The sequence below is a fragment of the Stieleria magnilauensis genome (genome assembly GCA_007753675.1).
Classification (GTDB): domain Bacteria; phylum Planctomycetota; class Planctomycetia; order Pirellulales; family Pirellulaceae; genus Stieleria; species Stieleria magnilauensis.
In genome coordinates this window covers 263,805-286,643 of record CP036432.1, presented here as the reverse complement: position 1 = coordinate 286,643, position 22,839 = coordinate 263,805, and the positions used below count along the sequence as shown (strand labels likewise).

The following is a 22,839-nucleotide window of genomic DNA, read 5'->3' as shown; positions in this document are numbered from 1 at the left end:
ACACGCGTGCCACGCATCACTTGTACCCCTGTAGAATCGCCCCCGCTTCGACGCCGAGCAACTCATTCCAACCTTCCTCGGCGATCATCGCTCCCAGCGTCGTGACCTGACGAAAATCGCTGTCGCTCGGATGCCCTCCCGTGATACGACGCTTCAGTTCACGACAAACCGTGTCGGCGGCCGCACGCGTGACCGGATCGTTTTGACCGGCGGCATACAGGGCCGTCACCAGCATCGTGACCGCGTTTTGGATCTGCAGCGAAAGCGCCGACATCCGGCATTGACGGTCCGCCAGTTTCAATTGGTGCTGACGCATCGTACCGCTGATCTCCATTCCGCTTGCGGACAGGTAGCGTTTCGCGAAGTGGACATGCCGGTCGAGTTCTTTCGACGTGGTGTTGCTGGGAAGTTTGCTCCAACGCGAAGGACGCATCGTGCGGCCGAGATACCATTTCGCGTAGCCCAACATCGGACGACGCAGCGCCCACAGATGTGTCGGGTTGGCCAGGTTGGGCGTTTTGATGCCCCGTTCGTGGAGCGTCCGTCCGATCGGTTCAAAATGCTGCTTGCCATGTTGCTTGACCAGCGACTTGAAGAACGCCATCCCCAACATCTCTCCTTCGCCTTCGTAGATACACGGGGCCAGGAAATCATGGACGTTGTCTCCAAACAAGTGTCCGGCCAAGAACGATCGGCCTCCGTGCGTCTTCATGAACAACTCGATCGCCGCCTCCTTTTGAGCTTCACTGCCAAAGATCTTGGCAATGATGCACTCCATTTCGCCACGGTAACCTTGGTCCAGCAAATTTGCACACCAGTGCGTCAACGCATCGCAAGCAACGATCAGCCCGGCCAGGTGTCCGACACGGCGGCGAACCAGTTCGCGTTTTTCGATCGCTTGCCCATACGTTTCCCGGTAGCGGGCCCAGGGCAACATTTCGGCCAACATCCAACGCATCGCGCCGGCCGCATTGGCACACAACGAGACACGCCCCAGATTCAGACCGTGGTAGGCGATCGTCAAACCATCGCCGCGTCGCGGGACCAATCGGTTGGCCGCCGGGACACGGAAGTTTTTAAAGACCAGCCCGTTGTTCTGGGCACGTCGAAGCGCGTAGATCCCATAGCGATTGATCCGAAACGAATCGGTTTCCTGCTGCGGCAGTTCAACGATCAGGACACTCGGAACGCCATCGATTTTGCAAACCAATCCGATCGTTCGGCCAAAGGTCGCGTTGGTGATGAACAGTTTCTCTCCGTTGACGACATAGTCCTCTCCATCACGAACGGCGGTCGTCCGCAACGCCGTCAAGTCGCTTCCGGCGCCCGGTTCGGTCAGCGCGAACGCCGACAGCCGGGTTCCGTCGGCCAGTCCCGGCAAAAAACGACGCTTTTGGTCTTCACTGCCGAACGCACGCAGTGGGTCGACCGCGCCGATACATCCATGAACCGACGCCAACCCGGCCACGGTCGGATCGATCGTGGCCATTTGCGTGATCATCCTGGCGAAATCACGCATCGTCGCGCCCGAACCGCCGTACTCGCGCCCCACCAACAAGCCCCAGTAACCGGCGTCGCCTAGATCCTGCAGCACCTCGTCACTGATCTTGCCGTCATCATCAATCAACGAACCAAGTTTGCGATGCGTCCGCACGATGCTCAACGATCGATCGACGACGCGTGCCACGTCACCGCTGGGCAAGGCGAGATTGGGCGCGAACAACTCCGTCGGCACGTGACGATCCCAGACCGCCCGGTGGATCGGGCTGTGAGTCGTCTTGTGCTGCTCGGCGAACAGATCTTCGACCTGATCGTCGGCGGTATCGATCACGCCGGTGCGCTGCGCCTCGTCGACCGATGCGCCGCCCAGTCGAAGTGCGATCTCAGCGAACGACTCGGTCGGCTTTTCGGACGCGGTTTCTGGTTCCGCGTGATCGGTTTGCCGCTCGTCGTCCGTCCTCGATGGCTTGACAGGTGCAGTGCCCGAGGACACCACCGGCGTGGTCGCGTTGGTCGTGGTTGGATCGATTTCTAAGCTCATTGTTTCGCTCCCAGTAAAAGCTTTTCCGGTGGAGTAAATCGTTCGCCGTGTTGCAAACGCAGCAGTTCCATGTTTGCCAACACGGTCTGCGTACCGATTTGCTCGACCACGCTCAGCGGGCCGCCCCGGTGAGGGGCAAACCCGGTTCCCAGAACCATGGCCAGGTCGATCGCCCAAGAATGCTCGACGACCCGTTCGTCATCGCAGCGGATGGCTTCGGCCAACATCGGATACACGAGCCGTCGCTGAATGTCGGACAGCCCGTCGGGGGTGAAACGTTCCGGCGGTGCCGGTTCCACCATAAAATCCACGACTTCGGACGTCTGTCGCGGCTGTGGTTTCTTGCCACGGTAGTCATAGAATCCACGCTTTGACTTCACCCCGATTTGATCCCGCGCTACCAGTGGCGACAACACTTCGATCACGTCGTCGACGTCACTCATCACCACCTCGAGCGATCGGGCGACATGCAGTGCGACGTCCAAACCGACTTGATCGAGCAATTGAAGCGGCCCCATCGGCATCCCGAACTGGCGAAGTTCACGATCGATCGTTCCGACGTCCTGCCCTTCGCGGACCATCAAGATGGCTTCGCCCAAGTAGGGGAACAGGATACGATTGACCAGGAACCCCGGCGAATCGGACGTGACGATGGGTGTCTTGCCCAATGCTCGCACGAAGGAGACCAGTTGGGCGATCGTCGCGTCGCTGGTCAGTTCGCCACGCACCACTTCCACCAATTCCATGCGATGGACCGGATTGAAGAAATGCAAGCCGGCGAAATGATCGGGGCGCTGGAGCGACTGGGCCATCTCCGTCACCGACAGCGAGGACGTGTTGGTGGCGAGGATTGCGGATTTGCCGAGTTCCTTTTCTGCGTCAGCCAGCACGCGCTGCTTGACGTCCATCCGTTCGACGACCGCTTCGATCACGCAGTCGACGTTGGCAAACAGGTGGTAATCGGTTCCGATGGTGATGCGATCACGCAGTTCCCCTTCACGAAATTCGTTCCACTGTTTATGCCGACTGTACTTTGAGATCAGTCGATCGACGCGTGCGGAACCCTGATGCGCCGCCTCGTCATCGACTTCCTTGATGTGCACACCGTAGCCGCGAATGGCGGCGGCCTGAGCGATCCCCGCTCCCATCGCACCGGCGCCGATCACACCCAATCGTCGAATCGGGTCGCCGTGAATCAGACGTAGCGATTGGGGCGCCCAGGTTTGCATGTCTCGGGCGCGTTCCCGGGAGAAAAACAGTCGCAACAACTGGCGGCAGGTCGGGGTATTGATCAGCTGACAGAATTCGCGGCGTTCGGTTTCAAAGCCATCGACGTGCTGGCGGTAGCCGTCGACGATGGCGCGAATCGCCGCACCCAGCGCCGGGTAATGTTTCGACTTACCGGCCAGACGTCTCTCCGTCACCGAAACCATCATGTTTCGCACCAATGGAAGTCGCTCGACCCCACGGCCGATCCACCCGGTGCTCAATAGCTTGCGACGCAATGATCCGCCGCGCACCAGCGTATCGATCACCCGCACCACGTCGTCCCGCCAGCGGTCCGGCGGGATCGCCCGATCGACCAAGCCGATCTGCTTGGCCTCGCGCGCCGACAGGTGTTTGCCCGACAGAATCATCGACAGGGCGTGCTTGAGTCCGACGCGTCGGGGCAATCGCTGGGTGCCACCCCAACCGGGGATCAGTCCGAGTTTGATTTCCGGCAGACCGATTTTGGTGCTGCTGTTGTCGCGGGCGATTCGATAGTCGCAGGCGAGTGCGAGTTCGAGTCCGCCGCCCAGACAGGGACCATGCAACACGGCGAGCGTCGTCATCGGCAGTTTTTCGATCCGCTCAAAGAGTTGTTGCCCTTGCTTCATCAAGTGATCGGCCTGTTCGGCGGACCGGATCGATTCAATCGCCTCCACGTCGGCGCCCGCTAGAAAGCCACTCTCTTTGGTGCTTTTGAAAACCACCAGTTTGACGTCACCGCGGGTTTCCAATTCGTTGACGATTTGTTCCAGTTCCCCCATCACGTTTTCGTCCAACACGTTCATCGGTCGGCCGGGAACATCGAGCGCGACTCGGTAGATGCCGGAATCGTCCAGGGAGAGCTTGAAGTTGCTGAGATTTTGATGAGTCATCGTTCAGTCCTCGAGATGGGTTCGGACGATCATGGCCACTCCCTGGCCCCCGCCGACGCACAACGTCGCCAGGCCGACTTGTTTGCCGCGTTTCCGCAGCGCCCGCAGCAGCGTCAAGACAAGCCGCGTTCCGGTCATTCCGACGGGGTGTCCCAAGGCGATCGAGCCGCCGTGGATGTTCATCACGTCGCGCGACAACTCGCCGAGCGGTTGGCGGCGTCCCAATTCCTGGGATGCGAATGATTTCGAAGCCGCCGCGATCTCACAGGCGATCACCTGTGCGGCAAAGGCTTCGTTGAGTTCAATCAAATCAAAATCGGCCAGCGACATGCCGCTCTTGGCCAACAGCTTGGCCGTCGCGTAAACCGGCCCCAAGCCCATGCGATGGGGATCGCAACCGGCAATCGCGTAATCGGTGATGTAGCCCAGCGGCTGCTCGAATCGCTCGGCCGTGGAAAGGTCGCTCAACACCAACGCCGCGGCGCCATCGGTCAACGGACAACTGTTGCCCGCGGTCACACTTCCCCCGGCGTCGAACAGGGGTTTCAAGCGGGCGAGTTGTTCGAGGGATTGTCCGTCTCTCGGGCCGTTGTCTTTGGCGACGACGCCGTGTTTGGTTTCGATCTCGGCGATTTCGCCCGACAAGAAACATTCTTCGCGCGCCGCCGAAGCGCGTTGGTGACTCAACACCGCAAACGCGTCTTGCTCCTCGCGTGTGATCCCAAACTCTCTGGCCAGCACCTCGGCCGTTTCGCCCATGTTCAATCCCGACACCGGGTCGGTCAGCCCGAGCTGAATTCCGACGACGGGTTTAAAATGTCGCGGCCGAAACGCGGCAAGTGTTTGCAGCTTTTGCCAGATCGTTTTGCTGCGTGCCAACCGCATCCAGTTCTTGGCTGCATCGCGTCGAAACAGCATCGGGACCTGAGACATCGATTCGGTTCCGCCGCTGACGACGATCGACGCACGACCGCGGGCGATGGAATCCCAGGCGGCAAAGATCGACTCCATTCCGGAGGCGCAATTCCGATTGACGGTGTGTGCGATGCGTTCTTTGGGCAAACCGGCCGAGAGCGCGATCACGCGGCCGATGTTTGCCGCATCCGGGGGTCCGGCCACGTTGCCCATCACCAGCTCGTCGACCTGGTCGATGTCCATCGCATCGGTTTGGGCGGCCGCGCGGGTGACCGCAGCGGTGACCGCATGGGTACCGAGTTGCACGGCGCTGACGTCCGCCAAATCGGTAAAGGCCTTGGACAGCGGCGTGCGTGCACCGGCGATCACGGCAATCGGTTGTGAATTGGATGTTGATTGACTCATCGACATGCTCCTAGTTGTCTGCGCTCTGCGTTTCTCGCAGCTCGCGGCGGATCACCTTGCCCAAGAAGTTTCGTGGTAAATCGTCCGGACAGTGGGTGTATGCCCGCGGCCGTTTGTGTGCCGAAAGATGATCGCGACAGTGCGCTTCCAAGGCTTCGACATCAGGTGGCGATCCATCGACGGTGACGATGTAAGCGTGGACCGCCTCGCCGCGAATCTCGTCCGGCATGGCCACCACGGCTGCATCCTTGACGTTCTCCGCTTGGCACAACACCGACTCGACTTCGCTCGGGTAGACGTTAAAGCCCGACGTGATGATGAGGTCCTTTTTCCGACCCACGATGCTGTACCAGCCGTCGTCATGCCGGATCGCTAAGTCTCCGGTGTGCAGCCAGCCGTCGCGAATCGCCATGCGAGTCGCTTCGTGGTCGCCCCAATAACCGAGCATGACCTGTGGACCACGAACGCATAGCTCACCGACTTCTCCGTCGGGAACCGGGCGTTCCGGTTCACCGGGTTCGGCGTTGGCATCCACGATCCGACATTCCGTCATCGGCAACGGCAATCCGATGCGTCCATAGATCGGTTCCTGGAACAAGTGACCGACATGGGTCACCGGGGACGCTTCGCTAAGCCCGAATCCTTCGACGACTTGAGGCCCTTTGAATTGGGTTTCATCAAGTCCATAGCGGCAATGTTCTGTAAATTCACGGGCCACCGATTCATCCAATGACGCACCGCCGGAGATGATCCAGCGCAGTGAATCCAATTTGTCGCTGGGGTATTCGCGCAACCGCGCGTTCATCGCCACCAGCATCGCCGGGACGGCATGAAACACACTCGGCCGATGCGTCTCGATCAACTGGATCGTCTTGTTGGTGTTGAAGCGATGGTGCAACACCAGCGTCGCCGCCATCGCCGCGCCGCCCATCACCGTTGCCGACATGCCGTAGCTGTGGAAGAACGGCAGCACACCGAGCATCGTTTCCTCACCGAAGGAACGTCGCGTCCAGACGTATTGCTGCCAGGCGTTGGCGACCATGTTCTGGTGACTCAGCGTCACTGCCTTCGGAGATCCGGTCGTTCCGCCGGTCGGCAGAATGTACGCGGGATCCGAAGCCGGATCGATCGTGATCGGCTGCCAGGCTCGTTCGATCGTCGAGATTTCTTCCCAAAACCAGCCGACACGATTGCTGGAGCTTTGCGGCCGCGCTTGCAACCACTGGTAACCACGCTTGATCAGGTACCCGAGTTGCTCATGCGCCGGCAACTGTTTGCGAATCGAGACCAATAAGGTCGTTTGAAGCGGTGATTGCCGCCCCCCTGTTTCGCTCGTGGTGTCCGGCAGGAGATTGGACAGCAAATCCAAACAGATGACATGTCGACACTTGGTTTTTCGCAGCAACGCATCGACTTCACCGGGAACCATCAGCGGACTGATCGCCAACACGATGCCGCCGGCACGCCAAATCGCGTTGGCGGCAATGATGTATTCGGGAACGTTGGGCAACAACAATCCGACGCGATCACCCGGCCGAACGCCCAGGCGTTGCAGCATCGCTGCAGCGCGGACCGCGTCTGAATTCAAATCGCGGTATGTCCACCGCGCATTGCCATAAATCAACGCCAATCGGTCGGGCAACTGCTCGGCGGCGTGTTGCAACAATCCGAAGGCAGGGCAATTGCGATAACTCGATAAACCACGCGCCGGATGACTCGCTGACGACCGACGCTCTTCGACGGCTCGATCGCGCAACGCACCCAGCACGTTCGCGTTTGGACGGATCAGTCGGTCCTTGGCATCATCCGATGCCGAGGTCGGTTGATCGTTTCCGCTTGGTCCAACCATAACTGGTTCTCCCCTCGGAAAAGGCCACCATCCCTGGACGGGTGATCTCTGCGCGGTATCAACCTGATCGGTCGACACGACCGCGTCGCATCCGGCGCTCCAATTGGGTCGCCGAATCGGCCCGAGGAGAGTCCCGTTTCGCACGCCAACGGTTGGCGGGACCAGCCGATGTGGTCGGCGAAACGGAGCCCTGCGGAGAGTGAGATAAGTTCGCGTTGACGTGGCGTCGCTGTGTCTATCAGTACAGGTCTGTCGGTACAGCTTCACCGTCAAGCAGGACGGCAGCAACCGAGCCGAAATTGCCGCCCACTTCACGCACTCAATCATACGCCGAACGGATTTAAGGGCAAGTGAAAAACCTTAGAATTCGAATAAGGGGAAAATCGGCTTCTTTGTGAGGTTTTTCACAAGCACGCCCGTGGGCGTGGCATGGCGGACGGCTGGTGGCGACGCCCCGTGCCTGACCCGAGGCGTGTCGCACCGGGACGGACTTACCGGATCGACTCGTTTTGCAGCTGTTGGGCGAGCAACGTTGCTTCAGAGCGAACCTTCACGTCGCCGGCGATCTTGCTGACTCGTACCAGCGCGGGTTCGGCCATGCGTCCGAAGTCACGGACCGCCATGGGGACGGTGTATGGCAACTTCGTCGCTCGGTCTTTTTGGTCGGCAAGGTGAGCGGAACGATCGCGGACACTTTGTGCGACCACCTCGATCATCTGTTGTTCGGCCTGCGGCGACATCATCTCCATCCGCCCCACCAGGACTCGCAGGGTTTCTTGCGGTGCCGGGGTCACGTGCAACGGCAACAGTTCATCAGTGATCGGTGTGGGAACCATGTACAAGATGCGGGTTCCATTTTCGGTGAACCACGAATGTTGCCAGGTCTTGACCATCGATGCGGCTTCCTTTTCATACAACCCTTCCGCCACGAGACTCTCGTGCACCATTTCGGCCAGGGCTTGTTCGCTGACCGGACGGACTGGATCGAAACTCAATCTCTGTGCGGAATCGATGCGAGCGAGTTGTGATGCTTTGATTTCGTCACCGTCGACGTCGATCAGAATAGCCGATCGGATCGGCAAGTCAGCGTCGTTGGCCAACACGATCGATGAATCTTGATAGTGGGCGGAGATCGGGAGCTGAAACTTGCCGACGCCACGATAGAACAGAAACTTTTCGAAGTGTCCCGAATCCGGTTGGTGCATCCCGGTTTTTCCGCGGACGTGCACGAGCGCCGAGTCAGTCGCTCGGGCTTCGGCATAGTGTTGTTCGTTCACGCCATGTGGCAACAGGCGTTGGACCAAGTCGTCGGCGATGGCTTGTCGTTTGTCGCTGTCGGCTAGATTGGGGACCAATTGCCGGATCGGGATCAGGTCGACCTGTCCCCAATCCAAGCTCGACTTACCGATCAATTCTCCTTTGCCAAAGATGTTTTCCTGGTCGATCGCGGGCAGCATCGATTGAACCGGCGGATAGAACTCCGTCAGCAGGCCTTCGGGGAAATCGACACGCACGTTGACGGTCCGAATCCGATCGGTGTAGAAGTAGGTGACCGGTGTTTCCATTCGCACCCGTCCCCGCAACCGATTTTTTGCAAAGTATCTGGACGGCGAGAACGAGCCTCGGTCCAGCACATAGGCTGGCAGATCGCTGTGCTCGGCGGCCAAGGGGCGAAAGTCGAGGAAGACGCCGTCGCTGCCGGAAAACGTGGTGAACGTTCCCCACTCGTGGACAATCAAGTTGTCGTCGTCGGTCGAGTCGTTGGAGGCATGGAGGATCGCCGACGGATCCGAAGGCCGGTTGGTCGAGTCGGGTTCCGCGGACGACCGGCGTGCTTGGGACGCGATCACGGCGACGAGTGTGATGACCAGTGAGAGAATAAAAATCTTACGCATGACATCGCTCCGTTGGGAAATCGAAAACGCCCGTCTGAACGTCTGTTGGGTTACATTGTTTCAGTCGCACGGGCGGCGGCGACGGACCGGAGAAAAACACGGCGTTCGGCCAAGAATGACTCTTTTGACATTTTTCTGAAGATCGTGCCGGTCTGGGACGTCCGCTGAGCCGTCTGAGAGACAACCGCCCTTCGAAACCGCTTCAGCCGCATTGAACAGAAACTCCACCCCGATGGCGTCGACGTCGGGGAAGACCAGCGACACCTCGCCGAACCGGTTGGACGTCCAACATTGGTACCGACGGATTTACGCGTTCTGCCAGGCGCGGCTGATTTCTGATTCCGATAGCGAGGACGCGGTGCAAGAGACCTTTGCGCGGGCACTCAAGCACTTCCCCGAACTCCGCACCCGTGACGCGGTCGGAGGGTGGCTGCGACGGATCGCCCACAACGTCTGCGTCGATATGATTCGCCGCCAACAGATCCGGCGCACCGATCCGGTCGACGTCCAAACCATCGCCAACGACGCGACCGCCGACCTGCCCGCTGACCGCGATCAACGAGAACACCTGATGCGATTGATCCGTGCTTTGCCCCAGTCGCAACGTGAAATCATCTTGTTGTACTACTACGAAAACATGACGTATGACCAGATCGCCGCGTGGCTGGGCATCGCACGATCAACCGTGTGCGACCGTCTCCATCGCGCTCGGCAAAGTTTAAAAGCCGAATTGACGACAACGGGGGGTGCATCATGATGTCATGCGAACAATCGCGTTCATTGCTCGGCCCGCTGATGGACCAGGAATTAGCGGACGCGCAATCCGATGCGGTGCGGGATCACCTCAATCAATGCGACGAGTGTCGTCGGGACTGGGAATCGCTGAATGCCTTGGACACGCAGCTCAGATCGGCGCTGCGTCTGGACGGAGTGGATCAGGCGGTCGCTGCGATTGAATCATCGTTCGGTGATCACGCCGCTTGCCCGACTGTCCGGCCGAGGACGCGATCGATTTGGGTGGTCGTCGCCCTCGCCACCGCCGTCTGTTTCTTGGTCACTTCGCTTGTCGTCCGCAACGGGGTTCCTTGGGCAGTCGACGAGGGAGTTGCCGAACGGCCGGCAACGGAGACTCCGATTGTCGCGACCTTGATTCGTGCCACCGGAGTCGTGCAAGTGCAGCACCCGGGCAGTGCGGCGTGGGATTCGATTGAGCATTCCGATGTAACGCCCCTGGCCAAGGGATCACGTCTACGGACTCAGCCAACCGTCCTGTGTGAACTGCAGACGTCGGACAAGGGAAAGATCCGTTTGAATGAAGCGGGTGAAGTCGTCTTGCACGACACGACCGAGATCGAATTGGTCAAGGGCCAGATTTGGTGTCTGGCTCCGGAGGATTGTGAGATCGAAATCGATTTCGCCCTGCGACAGAAAGCGACGCCCATCATCGCGTCGATGGCTTGTCCCAGTTCCTCGGAGTTTCAATGCAGCGTTGGAGACAACGTCGCGTCGTGTGATTCCAACTCGCTGCGAAACCCGCCGGCCCAGATGACCGTGGGTGCCAACGGATACGCCGTGCAGCCGGGCGAAACCGTGTCCATCGACGTCGAGCAGAACGTGGAACGAAAAGGCGTCTGCGATTCGACCACCAAGGTCTGGCAATTGCCGTTGTTGGCCATCGGAGATCCGGGCGACCGCGAATTGGCCGATGCTATGTCGGAGTTACTCGCGCCGATCGGAAAAACGAAAGCCAGGCACCTCAACGAAACCCAAATTCGTCGCCTGGGACCGGGCGGTGCTCTTCCGCTGTTAGCGTACGCGGCGACCGAAACGGCGCCCGATCAGTTGCCATTGCGACGAACCGCCGTCGCGCTGGCGCGCGATCTAGCAGATCAGCGGTCCAAGCCGTGGTTAGCGAAATTGGCCGCGGATCCAGATCCGTTTCTGTCCGCTCAAGCCGTCAAAACGCTGGAGCGAATCGCAGCAGAGCGATGAAATGGCCGCTGAACCCACCGATGGCAGCGCGACTTTCGATGGTTAGCGCGGTAACATCGCTGGAGTCGTTCGTCCAGATTGAGTCTTCGGGTTGAAGCGTTAGTCTGGCAGCTGGTCGCAGCCCAGGCACAGACGCACGAGTTCGACATCATTGCCAACTTCCAACTTGTTCAAGACCCGGGCACGGTGCTTGGAAACGGTTTGGAACGAGATGCCGAATTCGATCGAAATCTGCTTCAGTGACCGGCCTTGAACCAGCAGGTCCATCACTTCACGTTCGCGACTGGTCAGCCGAGACACTCGACTGAAAAAGTCCTTGTTCGGCGGCAGGGATTCGCGGGCGTGTTTGTCGATCTGAATCGCTTCGTTGATCCGATCCAACAGGATCTGGTCCTTGATCGGTTTCTGCAGAAAATCGATCGCCCCCGCTTTGATGGCGCGAACACTCATCGGGATGTCGCCGTGGCCGGACACAAAAATGATAGGTGGAATGTAGTCCCACTTCGACATTTCCGCTTGCAGGTCCAGCCCACTCAATTCGGGCATGCGGACATCCAACACCAAACATCCCGGGACGGCGGGGTCGTAGTGTTGTAGGAAGTCCTGAGGCCGATCGAAGGTCTGCACCTTGATGTTCATCGACTCGATCAGAAACGCCAACGAGTGCAGAGCGGCTTGGTCGTCATCGACAACGACCACGGTTGGGTCGGTCATGGTGTCGCTCCTTGGGGAATCGTTAAAATCCGCCATTGCATCGCATCGTTGTGGAGTGGACATGCGTGCGTGTCCCCCGAACTCGGAATCAAAGGGGGAAGGTGCCTTGCGTCAACTCGCCGCTCTTCCCCCTGGCAAACAGGGTACCAATACCCTGAACCCCCTCAATGTAGACATCTGCACCGCCCGGTGGTTGCAATTCGGTACCAAAATTGCTCAAAATTCGCATGGATTTATGTGCAGCGCTGGAGTGATAATGCTTTCATCTTCAACGATTTTGACCCCGAGAGATTTCTCGTCGGTCATGGGCCTCTGCGGTTTGCCCCTCCGCAGAGGTTTTTTTATGTCGATACAGTACCGCTGGGAAAACTCCATCTGCCAGGTTGGAAGCCATTGCCACGTTTCCACAGTCGCTGCCGCCGATTGATCATCGGCGTCTTGCCGGATACAACGTGGCGACGGTGGCAACTGAATCACCGGGATGCTGATTAGTCCACTTCCGACGGGATCGTTCACGATGAAACGAGACATGGTGCTTGTCCGCAAGCTTTTGGATTTTGTCGAAGCCAGGGGAGCGCGCCTGTTCAAGGGCTCGATTCAAATCGAAGGGTACGAGCGGGAACAAATCACACTGCACTTGTTCTTGCTGGCCGACGCCGGGTTTATCGAACTGGGGCAGGATACCCTTGCGGACAAGGGACCGCTGGTGCTGACCTGGAAGGGCTGCGATTACTTGGAGGAGCTGAAGGCACAAGACAGAAAGTGATCGCGGTGCCCTGTGCCCTTAATGGAGTGGACTCGTCGCCTCGTCCACTACACCGTCGTGACGACGTAACGAGTCCTACAACGTAGCAGCCCCCACAACGTAGTGGACGAGGCGACGAGTCCCACCGCACCCACAACGTAGTGGACGAGGCGACGAGTCCCCCAGCACCCACAACGTAGTGGACGAGGCGACGAGTCCCACCGCAACGCACCGCGTCGCAACGAGGCAACGAGGCAACGAGTCAACGAGTCCCACCGCGCACCTAACGCTGCAAATACCGCACGATCGCTTGCAGTGCTTCGACGTCGAGCGTCGTTTCGAAACCTTCGGGCATCAACGACGTGCCCGTGCTTTTGATGCGTTCGATCTGATCGCGACGAAGGGTCGTTCGTTTTCCGTCGGCGTGTGCGATCGTCAGACTGTCGCCGACTTCCGATTCGATCACGCCGGCCAACGTCCGCCCTTCTTCGGTTTGAACCACATAGTTTTGGTACTTGGGTTCGACCGCCCGGTTGGGATCCAGAATCGCCTCCACCAGCGCCGCATCGCTGCGATTGGTCAGGTTCTGAAGGCTGGCGCCGATCGCCACGCCACTGGGATCGGGCGAATGACACACGCCGCAATGTTTCTCAAACAGCGTGCGTCCGAGTTCAAGTTCGTTCTCGGCGGACGGATCGAGTGATTCGCGACGTGCGGAGAATTTCGCCAAGTAGTCGCGCACGATTTCGCCACGCTGTTTGGATCCACCGCTGCGAAAGATCCGTTGGGCCATCACCCGCATCGACTGGCTGCCCGATTTGAGCAGGTGTTCGCGGGTCGCCAGAGAAAGCTCGTTGGCTCGGATCCGTTCAGCTTGCAACGCTTGCAGCAACACTTCGGTTGCCTGACGCCGGGCGAGCAACTGGGAAACCAGATGGTCTCTGACTGTGACCGAGAGTGTGGGCCAGCGGTCAATCAACCCATTCAGAATCTCGTTGTCGTTCTGGCTTGCCAGGCCGGTGATGGCTTCACACTGGACCGACGCGGGTGTCGCGGGATCCAGTAGAGCGATCAGAAACTCCGTCCTTGGTCCGTCGGCATCGAGATTCAAGCTGATCAGGCTGACCGCACGGCACCGCGAGGATTCCGATTGCGCCGCATCGACGGCCACACGTTCGGCCCGTTGCTGAAGGGGACGCAAGACTTTGGACAAACCGGACTGCTGTGACACGGAATTGCCCGTCGCGCCCACAAAACATTCGGCCAGTCGGAGCTGCGTTTCGAAATCCAGTTCGGACGATCCGAGCCGGGCCGCTGCCAGTTCCTCGATCGGCGCGTCATGCTGTTGCGCGGTGGCCAAGACGCGTCGCAACAGTCCGACGCGATGCTCGGTGAATTGTACGGGGTGTTCCGAGGCCTGCTGAAGGACCGCGTCGGCGATCGGGATCGCGTGGGCCGTTGCCGAGCTGGCGACGGCGTCGGCAAGCCATTGATCAAGGTCCGATCGGGTCGCGATCTTGGCCAGCGCGATTCCGGCGGCAGCGGAGTCGGATTCCCCCAGCGCCAGCGCGGCCTGCAAGGCGACCGAGGCGTCTTGGTTCGCGGCGAGTTTGCTCAGGTGGTTGAGCACTTTTTCAGAACTTGCGACGTGGCGTTCGCTCAACCGAGCCGCAACGAGCAGCACGCCGGGATCGGAGTCGGTCAATGCGGCGGCGAGTGTGTTTTCGTCCAACGCGTCGAACGTGGCCAGGATGGACAAGGCATGCAGTCTCGCAAACGGGCTGGGATCGTCCTTCGCCATCGACTGGAGCACCGGCCGAATGGTGTCGGCGTCGCGATGGACCAAGAGCCGCTGGGCATCGTCGCGAAGCGGCCCGATCGGTGAACGCAGCAAGTGCACCAGCGTCTCGTTGGACAGTTCTCGCAGAACGGGAATCGGTGCCGCTTGCTCGCCCACCGGTTTGACACGATAGATGCGGCCGAGCTGTTCGCCGGAACGCAAGTCCAATCGTTCTTGCCAGGCATCGGGAATCCACTCCGGATGCTCGATCACCTCGCGATACATGTCGACGACATACAGCATGCCATCGGGACCGATCAACGCCCGAACGGGGCGGAACCAGGGATCGGTTGATGCCAAGAATTCACGCTCGGTTTCCTGCTCCAAACGTTCGGCGCGGAATGTCGCGCCGCGGGGTTGCAGCACCGCGCGGTGCACCAGGTTGTGAACGGGCTCGCACACAAATGCAACGGTCTGTTCGGGTTCTGCGAACGACGGCGACCGCGCGATGATGCTGCTGCAGGCGGACGTGAATCGATTGGCCGCGAAAAGATCGTTGAAGCGTTCGGCGGCCGACGTCAATGGAAAGACCGGCGGCGCGACCGCGGGCGTGAACAGCTGTTGTTTGTTCGTTGAGAACGAGACGGCGGTGTTACGTTTCAGGTAGTGATCGTCGATCGGGAAATGAAACATCGGCAACGAGTTGCTGTTGCCGAACCAACGACCGGCACTGTCGCGGCTGCGGACAAATTGAGTTCGTCCGCTGGTGACGGCGATGCGACCGCTGTCCGGCCAAATCTGAACATCGTGTCCCGAGGCATCGATCGTCTGGCCCGTCGCGACGCTAGTGAGCGTTGCCAAGTTGTCTCCCGCCGCCAGATGCAGGGAATGGTCCAACCCGTAGGTGAAGCCGTTGATCCGGTGCTGGGGGTTGGCCAGCCGAAATCCTGTGTAGATCGTTTCCACGTCGTCGGCGTGCCCGTCGCCGGTGGTGTCTCGGGCAAACAGGACATCGGGAGCGGCGGAGATCAAGACGCCGTCTTTCCAGGGTTGGACGCCGGTCGGAAACGGCAGTCCGTCCAGAAACGTCGTCGCTTTGTCGAACGTCCCGTCGCCATCGGAGTCGGTCAACGACTTGATGCGTCCGCCATCGGTGCCTTCGGGGTAATCCCCCATTTCGACGACCCACAAATTTCCGTCGTCACCGAAGGCGATGTTGACGGGGTCTCGAACCAAGGGTTCCGCGGCGACGAGTTCGACTTGGTAGTCGTCGGAGACGTGAATCGATTTCAAGGACGTTGCCGGGTCCTGAGGGCGCGGGCGTCCACTGCTTTTGACAATCTCTTCGACTCGACGGATCAGCAAGTCTTCAGAGCCCGCTGCCCAGGGACCGGGAAGGCTGTAATAGATTCCCGAGCGATCGTATTCGTAGCCGCCTTCGGATCGCATCCGCTCGCTGGCGATGTAGCCGAGCACATCGTTGCTGTACGCCGAAACCCACAAATTCGGATCGTCAAACGAATTCTTCAGCCGCAGTGCATAGTCGACCACGACTTCGCCGCCTAAAAAGATCATCGTCAACTGGTCACCGAAACGCCACGATTGGATTGGCACAGGATACGTCGCCGGCAGCCGCCCTTTCTCTTTGAGCACTTTGAGCATGTGTTCGGCATGCCGGCGGGTTTGCGGGCGTGACTCACTGAGCCGCTGTTGCAATTCTTCATGGGTCGGTAAATCGAACGACAGAGCGGCGTAGTCAAAGTGTGCTTCGACGTCCGAGTCGATCGACGGCAGTTCCGATCGGGTGACTCGTTCGACTTCCGTAGCCAAGGTCTGGCCATGCATGCGCGCCATGTCGACGGTACCGCGTGGGTTGGGATTGGCATCCGCTCCACATCCGATCGTGCAGAGTGCAATCGCATCGGGAAAGGTTTGTTCCAGTTCGGTTGCCGCGTAGCCCGCCCAATCGGCGTTGATCTTGTAGTAATCGCCTCCGACGGTCGTGCAGTGACAGGCGTAGTTGAAGATCAAACCCCGAACCTGCCCCGTCGGCGTCGAGATTCGCAGCACGGGGACGGAATGATCGACGGGGCCATCGGCTTGCACGCCAAAGCCCGTCCATTTGCCGTCGGACAAGACGCGGCGGTTGGCGACAAATCCTGCCCGGCCGACGCCATAGGCCAGTTGTGCCGGTTGCAAATCGCCGATCGCGAGACCCACCGCACGCAGGATCGCCGCATCCAATTGTGCCCGATAGCGTTCGGCCGCCTCGGCTTCCGCTTGCGACAGTGGCGTGGCAAAAATGTTCGACAGCTGACCTCCCAAGTCGGGACCGCTGTGGGTGTGCGTGCTGCAGAACACGATCCGTTCTCGGGGGATCGCATGCTCGGCTTCGATGGCGGACGCCAATTGTCGTGTGTGGCCGCCCGACAGCCCGATGTTGTCGATGCTCAGCAACACCAAGGGCTGCCCTTGCGCGGCGTCGATTTCTGATTCCAAGCACACCGCGCGAACAAACAGTGGGGTGTCGACGCCTTCGCTGGCGTGATCGCGATTGCCATAACCGGACATCCGAACCGGTTCGGTCGGCGTCACGTCTTGCTTGGCAAAACCGGCCTGCCAAGTCGTCGCCGCGAGGGTCCAATGTGCGTCACTGAACCACAGCCCCAGCGTCAGGGCAATCCATGCGAATCGATGAACTGAATTCATAAGGTCTCTGCCGTCTTCATCTGTTTTGACAACCAAAGCCACCATCTTAGCCGAAACAAGTGGCGTCAGCTTCCAGCTTGCGAATCCCGCGTCCTTCCAGCCTGCGAATCCTGCTGGCCAGCACCGTCCACATCCCCTGCCCCCGCCCGCCAGACTTTTCGCTAGACTTGAGGTCTGTCAGACTCTCTTCACGGGCTGTTGATTGAGTCGAAACTTAAACCACAGTGAGCCGACGCGCGGAGATGTCATGAACGATCCATCCCATGAAAACGATCCGGTGAATCCCTACGCGCCGACGGACTTTCTCTCCAACGATGCCTTCGTCGATCAAAACGCCCCGCCGGAACTTGCCAGTCGATTGTCGCGACTCGGTGCGTTGATCATCGATGGGTTTCTGATGATGTTCATCATATTTCCCGTCCAGATCGTCACGGATTTCACCGCACGGACCGTGACGGGAGAGGTCGGTTTGTTGGAACAGTTGGCGATGTCCGTGTTCGGAATGATTGTGTTCTTGATTCTCAACGGTTACCTGCTGATCACGCGAGGCCAATCGATCGGAAAATTGGCCGCGGGCATCCGCATCGTAGACGCGGAGACGAACGAGTTGATTTCGTTTCTGCGAATCTACGTCTATCGCTATCTCTGGACCCTTCCCTTCACGTTCACCACGTTGATCATCCCCGGTTTTACCGACGACTACTTGATCAATCTGGTGTTCCTTGTCGATGCGCTGATGATTTTCCGCGCCGACAAACGTTGTCTGCATGATCTGATCGCGGGGTCAAAAGTCGTGAAGGTCCATCGGTCGTAGGTGTCTGCCGACGAGACACTTCACGTTCGCGTCCTAGGGAGACGACAAGCTGGAACCGATCATCGAGATTGACAACGTCTGTAAACGCTACGGGGGCATCGAAGCCTTGCGGGATGTTTCGCTGCGCATTCCACCGGGTGTGACCGGATTGTTGGGGCCCAACGGATCGGGCAAGAGCACGCTGATCAAGGCGCTGCTGGGTTTGTTGCATACCCACGCGGGCAACGGGCGCGTGCTTGATTACAAGTGGCCGCGTGACACCAAGGCGATCCGCGATTCGATCGGCTACCTGCCCGAAGACGATTGTTACATTGCGGGGCTGGAGGGAATCGAGTCGGTTTCCTTGATGGCCCAGCTCTCCGGGTTGGCCGGCCGCGAAGGGTTGCGGCGCAGCCATGAAATGATGGACTTCTGCGGTTTCGGCGAAGAGCGTTACCGGGAGGTCGAATCGTATTCCACCGGGATGCGTCAAAAATTGAAATTTGCCCAGGCACTCGTGCATGATCCGCCGCTGTTGATTTTGGATGAGCCGACGACGGGGCTGGATCCCGATCAACGGCTGGCGATGTTGCGGCGGATCAGGACGTTGGCCACTCGCCATGGCAAATCGGTCATTCTGTCGACGCACATCTTGCCCGATGTCAAAACGGTGTGCGATCACGTTGTCATTCTGGTGGGCGGAACCGTGCGAGTCATCGACACGCTGGAAAACCTGAGCCGACCGGTCGAGCCGACGATGCACGTTTCGGTCATCGGTGATCACGCCGCGCTGGCTCGCCGTGTCAGCAGCGAAGGGCATCGCGTGGATTGGCACTCCAAGACCGGAACCCTGCGGATCGGCGGAATCGATCCCGATCAAACCCAGCGATTGTGGACTTGGGCGGCAGAGACCGAGACGGCGATTCGGCGAATGGAGCCGGCCGTCAATTCGCTGGAGCAGATTTTTATCGATGTCGCCTCGGGGTCGCTGACGGCGGGTATCGACGCGGGTCCAAGCCTGAATCCTGCGGAGGTTGTCCGTGCCCGTTCATGACTTGGGCTACCGCAAGTGGTCGGGCGTTCGCGCCGATCAATTTCTTCGCCCGTTGGTGATCGCCCGCGGTGGCATTTCACTGATTCTGAAGCGGCGATGGTTGCGGGTGCTATTGGTGCTGGCGTGGCTGCCAGTCGTGTTGCCGGCGCTGGGGATCTTCGCGTTTGAGTTTTCGTCGACCGAGCCGGACATGCAGCGGATGATCGTCAGCACGGTCAGCGGTCCGTTGGGACGTCCCGACTTGGGAGCCCTGATTTTGGCGGACCCAGAATCGGCCCGGCATGAAGTCTGGTCGACGCTGATCCTGGCCTATTTCCGCTACCCACAACTGTTTGCGATGGTCGGTTTGATCGGCCTGATCGCACCGCTGTTGGTCTCCTACGATCTCCGCACCAAAGCATACTTGATGTACTTTTCGCGGCCGCTGTCGCCGACGCAGTACATCGTCGGCAAGTCCGCGGTGATCTGGTTTTTTCTGGCCGTCGTTGCGACCATTCCGGCATTGTTGCTGTACGTGATGGGCGTGTTGCTCTCGCCCGACTTGTCGGTGATCGCACAGACCTGGGACATTCCGCTACGCATTGTGGCTGCCTCGGTGGTGTTGGTGCTTCCGACGACGACGCTGGCCGTCGTCTATTCGTCGCTCACCGCGGAAAGCCGCTACGCGACGTTTGCCTGGTTTGCGACCTGGGCGATGGGGTTTGTGGCGTACCAATTCCTGACGTTTACCACCGCGGCAATGTCCGGCCAACGACCTCCACGGCGAAGACGCGGCCCGGTCAACTGGGAGGAGTACGGCGTGGATTTGGATCGTTGGAGACTGCTGTCGCCGTACCACACGCTCGGGAAAGTCGAAGCCTGGGTGTTCGGGCTGGACACCACCGCCGCCAGCGTCGTTCCCGCGATCGGTGTCCTGGCCGGAATCACCGTGATCGGATTTTGGATCGTTCATCGTCGCATCGTCGCGAGGCTAAGTGTTTGAGCGATGATTGAACTCCATCAAGTCAGCAAGATGTACGGGAACGTGGTCGGCGTCAACGATTTGAACGTCACCTTGGAATCGGCCGCCTACGGATTGATCGGCCCCAACGGCTCGGGCAAAACGACGCTGATCAATTTGTTGATCGGCCATTTTTGTCCCACCCTGGGCAGCGTGCGTGTCTTCGGAAGAAACCCGACGAAAGACCGAAGTCTTCTTCGCAACATCGGCCTCTGCCCGGCTTCGGATGTGTTGTATCCCAATGTCTCCGCGCTGGAATGGGTCAAGTATCTCGTTCGCTTGCACGGCATCTCGCGCCGCGAGAGCCGCACGATGGCCGAACAGGCGCTGGAGATCGTGGGGATGAGCGACGCCATGCGTCGGCCGATGGGAACCTATTCGCTGGGGATGCGGCAACGGACAAAAATCGCCCAGGCGATCGCCCACCAGCCGGACCTGTTGATCTTGGACGAACCCTACAACGGGCTTGATCCGGTCGGTCGGGCGGACATGACGGCGGTCCTGAAGGCCTGGACGGACGAAGGGCGGGGGCTGCTGTTTGCCAGTCACGTGTTGCAGGAGATCGAAGCGGTCACGTCGTCGTTCTTGTTGATTTACGGAGGACGCTTGCTGGCTTCGGGGACGGCCGACGAAATCGAATCGATCCTGGCTGACACGCCGCAACAAGTCCGTGTGATCGGGCCCGACGCCGCGCGGCTGGTGCATCGCTTGGCCGATGTTCCGTGGGTCGACTCGCTGTCCTTGTCCGCCGGTCGGACCGAGCTGGCGGTCTCGTTGCGCGACCCCGGCGAGTTCTACCGTCAGTTGCCGCATTGGATTCGCAGTGACGGACTCGCGATCGAGCGGTTGCGGACGTCCGATGGCAACCTGGAAACGTTGTTCGAATCGCTGCTGAAACATCATCGCGGAGAAACGCCGTGAACAAGCTGACTCTGCCGCTGGCGGTGATGATTTTCGAACTGCGCCGTTCCCTGACGATCGGCCGGATCGCGATTTGGTTCATCCTGGTTGCGTTTCCGGTCGCGATCATCACCGCCATTCATCTGATCGCAAAGATTGAAATGGGCGAACGTTTTGACGCCGAGAACATGATCGAGCCGCTGGGGATGGCGATGTATTTTTTGATCCCCGAAGTCAGCTGTCTGTTGGGGTTGTTGTTGTGGGCCACACCGGCGATCAGTACGGAAATCGAAGGCCAAACGTGGGTGTATCTGACCATGCGTTCGTCCGGCCGACGAATGGTCTTGATCGGGAAATACTTGACGGCCGTGGTTTGGACGCTTTCCGCTTCCCTGGCCGCGGTGGCGCTCTGCACGATCGTCGTCGATTCACCCATCGGATCCGAATTGTGGTGGGTGTTGACCAAGTTGGTCGTGTTGTCGTGCTTTGTCCATGCGGCCTTGTACTTGATGATCGGCACGCTGTTCTATCGACGTACCATGGTCGCCGCGGTCATGTACACCGTTGTGGTGGAGTACGTCGTCTCGTTTATTCCAGCGCTGGTCAACAAGTTCACGATCAATTATCGGCTACGCGGTTTGTTGGCCGATTGGATGCAGTGGGACGATGCCCGCAGTCAAGCGGAACACATCTTCGGCAACGAACCCGTCTCCACACATCTGCAACTGCTGGGCGTGATGGTCGTCCTTTTCTTGGGCATCGCACTGTACCGAGTCGAACGTACCGAATACCCGACCCAGCAAGAAGGCTAAAAAATGCGTTGCGGCGTTGCCGTTCTACCGTTCCGCCTCAGCGTGGCTTTTCCGGTCCGATGTATTTTGATGCGATGACCAGATTGTCAAAGTAGACGACATTGATCGGGTTCTTGGTCCAACGATCGGTCACATAACTCTCCAGCGTCAAGGCATTCGCTTGCAGCGTCTCGTCGGTTCGCCAATTGAAGCCTTTCCAATGCCCCCGTAATTCGCCATTGATCCAATAAGCTTGCTCCCCATCAGGTTGCCCCGGGGAGTTGTGTCGCAACATGAATTCACAGCAGATCCATTCGTTCTTGGGGATGTCGCCTTGGGTTTCCGGCCGGAATCCGTTTCCCCAATATCGACCATCAGGACTCGCTTTCATCTGGTGCCAATAGCTGTAGAAATTCCAGCGCCCGGGAGCGGGCGATCGGCCCCAGTTGCCCCAGGGTTCGAGCGCGGTGGAAAAACGCTGGTCACCTGGTGGCCGATTACCGGCACCGCCGAAACCGGACCAGCGGTCTCCGCCGGTCAAGCCACGGTTAGCGCGTAACGTGACGAAGTGATGGATGTAATCGCTGTCTGCGGCAAAGCGGACGTAGAACCTGACGAACACGTCTTTCGCCGACGGGAACCACTTGGTCATGCCACCACCGGTGTCTTTGCCCAGATGCGCGGTGACCTTCAGCGATCGAGATCCCACGGGCGCGGTTTCATCATCGAGCGCAACCAGCGAGAGGGTGTTGCCGTTGGGGTTGCGGGTTTCGTCCCATTGATCGCCGATCCCGCCGGTCTCAAAGTCGTCGAAAAAGATGAACGACGGGTGCTGCTGTCGTTGTTTTGTGCCGAGTACCTCCGCCGCAATTCCATCGCCGCTGGGCAGAGACGACTGCGCGAGCGGCACGGCCACCGGCACGGCCACCGGCACGGCCACCGGTTCGGCTGCCGATGACTGGCTGCCGAAGACCGCTGCTAACACGAGAACCAGCGCAATGGTTGATTGGCAGAGTCGTTGAGTCGCAATGTGGTGGAAACGCATACAAGGCCTCATTGAGTGAGATAACGGAGACTGTTACGCACACCGATTATCACTCACAGTGATCGTCACG

16 protein-coding genes are annotated in these 22,839 nt (G+C 59.4%); 8 read left to right on the top strand and 8 right to left on the bottom strand.

The window, feature by feature from the left end; all coding sequences use genetic code 11:
- Positions 1-16: 16 nt before the first annotated feature.
- The 5 genes from TBK1r_RS01095 to TBK1r_RS01075 all read right to left on the bottom strand — a co-directional run bounded on the left by TBK1r_RS01095 (position 17) and on the right by TBK1r_RS01075 (position 9,246).
- Positions 17-2,041 (bottom strand): acyl-CoA dehydrogenase family protein, encoded by a 2,025-nt coding sequence (locus tag TBK1r_RS01095; protein WP_145207136.1) that lies wholly within the window; start codon positions 2,039-2,041, stop codon positions 17-19.
- Complete coding sequence (locus TBK1r_RS01090) at positions 2,038-4,182, bottom strand: 3-hydroxyacyl-CoA dehydrogenase NAD-binding domain-containing protein (RefSeq protein ID WP_145207135.1); 2,145 nt, start codon at positions 4,180-4,182, stop codon at positions 2,038-2,040. The genes TBK1r_RS01095 and TBK1r_RS01090 overlap by 4 nt, the downstream gene beginning before the upstream one ends.
- 3 nt (positions 4,183-4,185) lie before the next feature.
- On the bottom strand, positions 4,186-5,502 hold the full coding sequence (locus TBK1r_RS01085; protein ID WP_372895335.1) for a thiolase family protein: 1,317 nt from the start codon (positions 5,500-5,502) through the stop codon (positions 4,186-4,188).
- A gap of 10 nt (positions 5,503-5,512) precedes the next feature.
- On the bottom strand, positions 5,513-7,351 hold the full coding sequence (locus TBK1r_RS01080) for an AMP-binding protein (protein WP_419580836.1): 1,839 nt from the start codon (positions 7,349-7,351) through the stop codon (positions 5,513-5,515).
- A gap of 491 nt (positions 7,352-7,842) precedes the next feature.
- Complete coding sequence (locus TBK1r_RS01075) at positions 7,843-9,246, bottom strand: hypothetical protein (RefSeq protein ID WP_145207132.1); 1,404 nt, start codon at positions 9,244-9,246, stop codon at positions 7,843-7,845.
- 232 nt (positions 9,247-9,478) lie between these two features.
- Here TBK1r_RS01075 and TBK1r_RS01070 point away from each other — a divergent pair, with 232 nt between their 5' ends.
- The gene (locus tag TBK1r_RS01070) at positions 9,479-10,003 is read left to right on the top strand and encodes an RNA polymerase sigma factor (RefSeq protein ID WP_145207131.1); all 525 of its coding nucleotides are present in this window, start codon (positions 9,479-9,481) and stop codon (positions 10,001-10,003) included.
- Positions 10,000-11,238, top strand: a complete 1,239-nt coding sequence (locus TBK1r_RS01065; RefSeq protein ID WP_145207130.1) for a zf-HC2 domain-containing protein — start codon at positions 10,000-10,002, stop codon at positions 11,236-11,238. Before TBK1r_RS01070 ends, TBK1r_RS01065 begins: the two co-directional genes overlap by 4 nt.
- A 99-nt stretch (positions 11,239-11,337) precedes the next feature.
- On the opposite strand, the gene TBK1r_RS01060 is transcribed toward TBK1r_RS01065, so the two are convergent.
- The gene (locus tag TBK1r_RS01060; protein WP_372898114.1) at positions 11,338-11,952 is read right to left on the bottom strand and encodes a response regulator transcription factor; all 615 of its coding nucleotides are present in this window, start codon (positions 11,950-11,952) and stop codon (positions 11,338-11,340) included.
- 517 nt (positions 11,953-12,469) lie between these two features.
- Here TBK1r_RS01060 and TBK1r_RS01055 point away from each other — a divergent pair.
- The gene (locus tag TBK1r_RS01055) at positions 12,470-12,718 is read left to right on the top strand and encodes a DUF2513 domain-containing protein (RefSeq protein ID WP_419580835.1); all 249 of its coding nucleotides are present in this window, start codon (positions 12,470-12,472) and stop codon (positions 12,716-12,718) included.
- A 262-nt stretch (positions 12,719-12,980) separates the two neighbouring features.
- On the opposite strand, the gene TBK1r_RS01050 is transcribed toward TBK1r_RS01055, so the two are convergent.
- Positions 12,981-17,186 (bottom strand): neutral/alkaline non-lysosomal ceramidase N-terminal domain-containing protein, encoded by a 4,206-nt coding sequence (locus TBK1r_RS01050; protein ID WP_419580834.1) that lies wholly within the window; start codon positions 17,184-17,186, stop codon positions 12,981-12,983.
- 247 nt (positions 17,187-17,433) lie between these two features.
- Between TBK1r_RS01050 and TBK1r_RS01045 the strand changes: the two genes are divergently transcribed.
- From TBK1r_RS01045 to TBK1r_RS01025, 5 genes are all read left to right on the top strand, one after another.
- A complete protein-coding gene (locus TBK1r_RS01045) occupies positions 17,434-18,000 on the top strand; it encodes an RDD family protein (RefSeq protein WP_145207126.1) in 567 nt (188 codons plus the stop codon).
- Positions 18,001-18,106: 106 nt separating this feature from the next.
- Positions 18,107-19,033: an ABC transporter ATP-binding protein gene (locus TBK1r_RS01040; protein WP_419580833.1), complete on the top strand. Its 927-nt coding sequence runs from the start codon at positions 18,107-18,109 to the stop codon at positions 19,031-19,033.
- The gene (locus TBK1r_RS01035) at positions 19,020-20,015 is read left to right on the top strand and encodes an ABC-2 family transporter permease (RefSeq protein WP_145207124.1); all 996 of its coding nucleotides are present in this window, start codon (positions 19,020-19,022) and stop codon (positions 20,013-20,015) included. Before TBK1r_RS01040 ends, TBK1r_RS01035 begins: the two co-directional genes overlap by 14 nt.
- Positions 20,016-20,018: 3 nt before the next feature.
- Complete coding sequence (locus TBK1r_RS01030; protein ID WP_145207123.1) at positions 20,019-20,954, top strand: ABC transporter ATP-binding protein; 936 nt, start codon at positions 20,019-20,021, stop codon at positions 20,952-20,954.
- Entirely contained in the window at positions 20,951-21,745 is a 795-nt protein-coding gene (locus TBK1r_RS01025) for a hypothetical protein (RefSeq protein ID WP_145207122.1), read from the top strand. The genes TBK1r_RS01030 and TBK1r_RS01025 overlap by 4 nt, the downstream gene beginning before the upstream one ends.
- A gap of 37 nt (positions 21,746-21,782) precedes the next feature.
- Here the strand turns inward: TBK1r_RS01025 and TBK1r_RS01020 are convergent, their stop codons facing one another.
- On the bottom strand, positions 21,783-22,769 hold the full coding sequence (locus TBK1r_RS01020) for a hypothetical protein (protein ID WP_145207121.1): 987 nt from the start codon (positions 22,767-22,769) through the stop codon (positions 21,783-21,785).
- Positions 22,770-22,839: the final 70 nt, after the last annotated feature.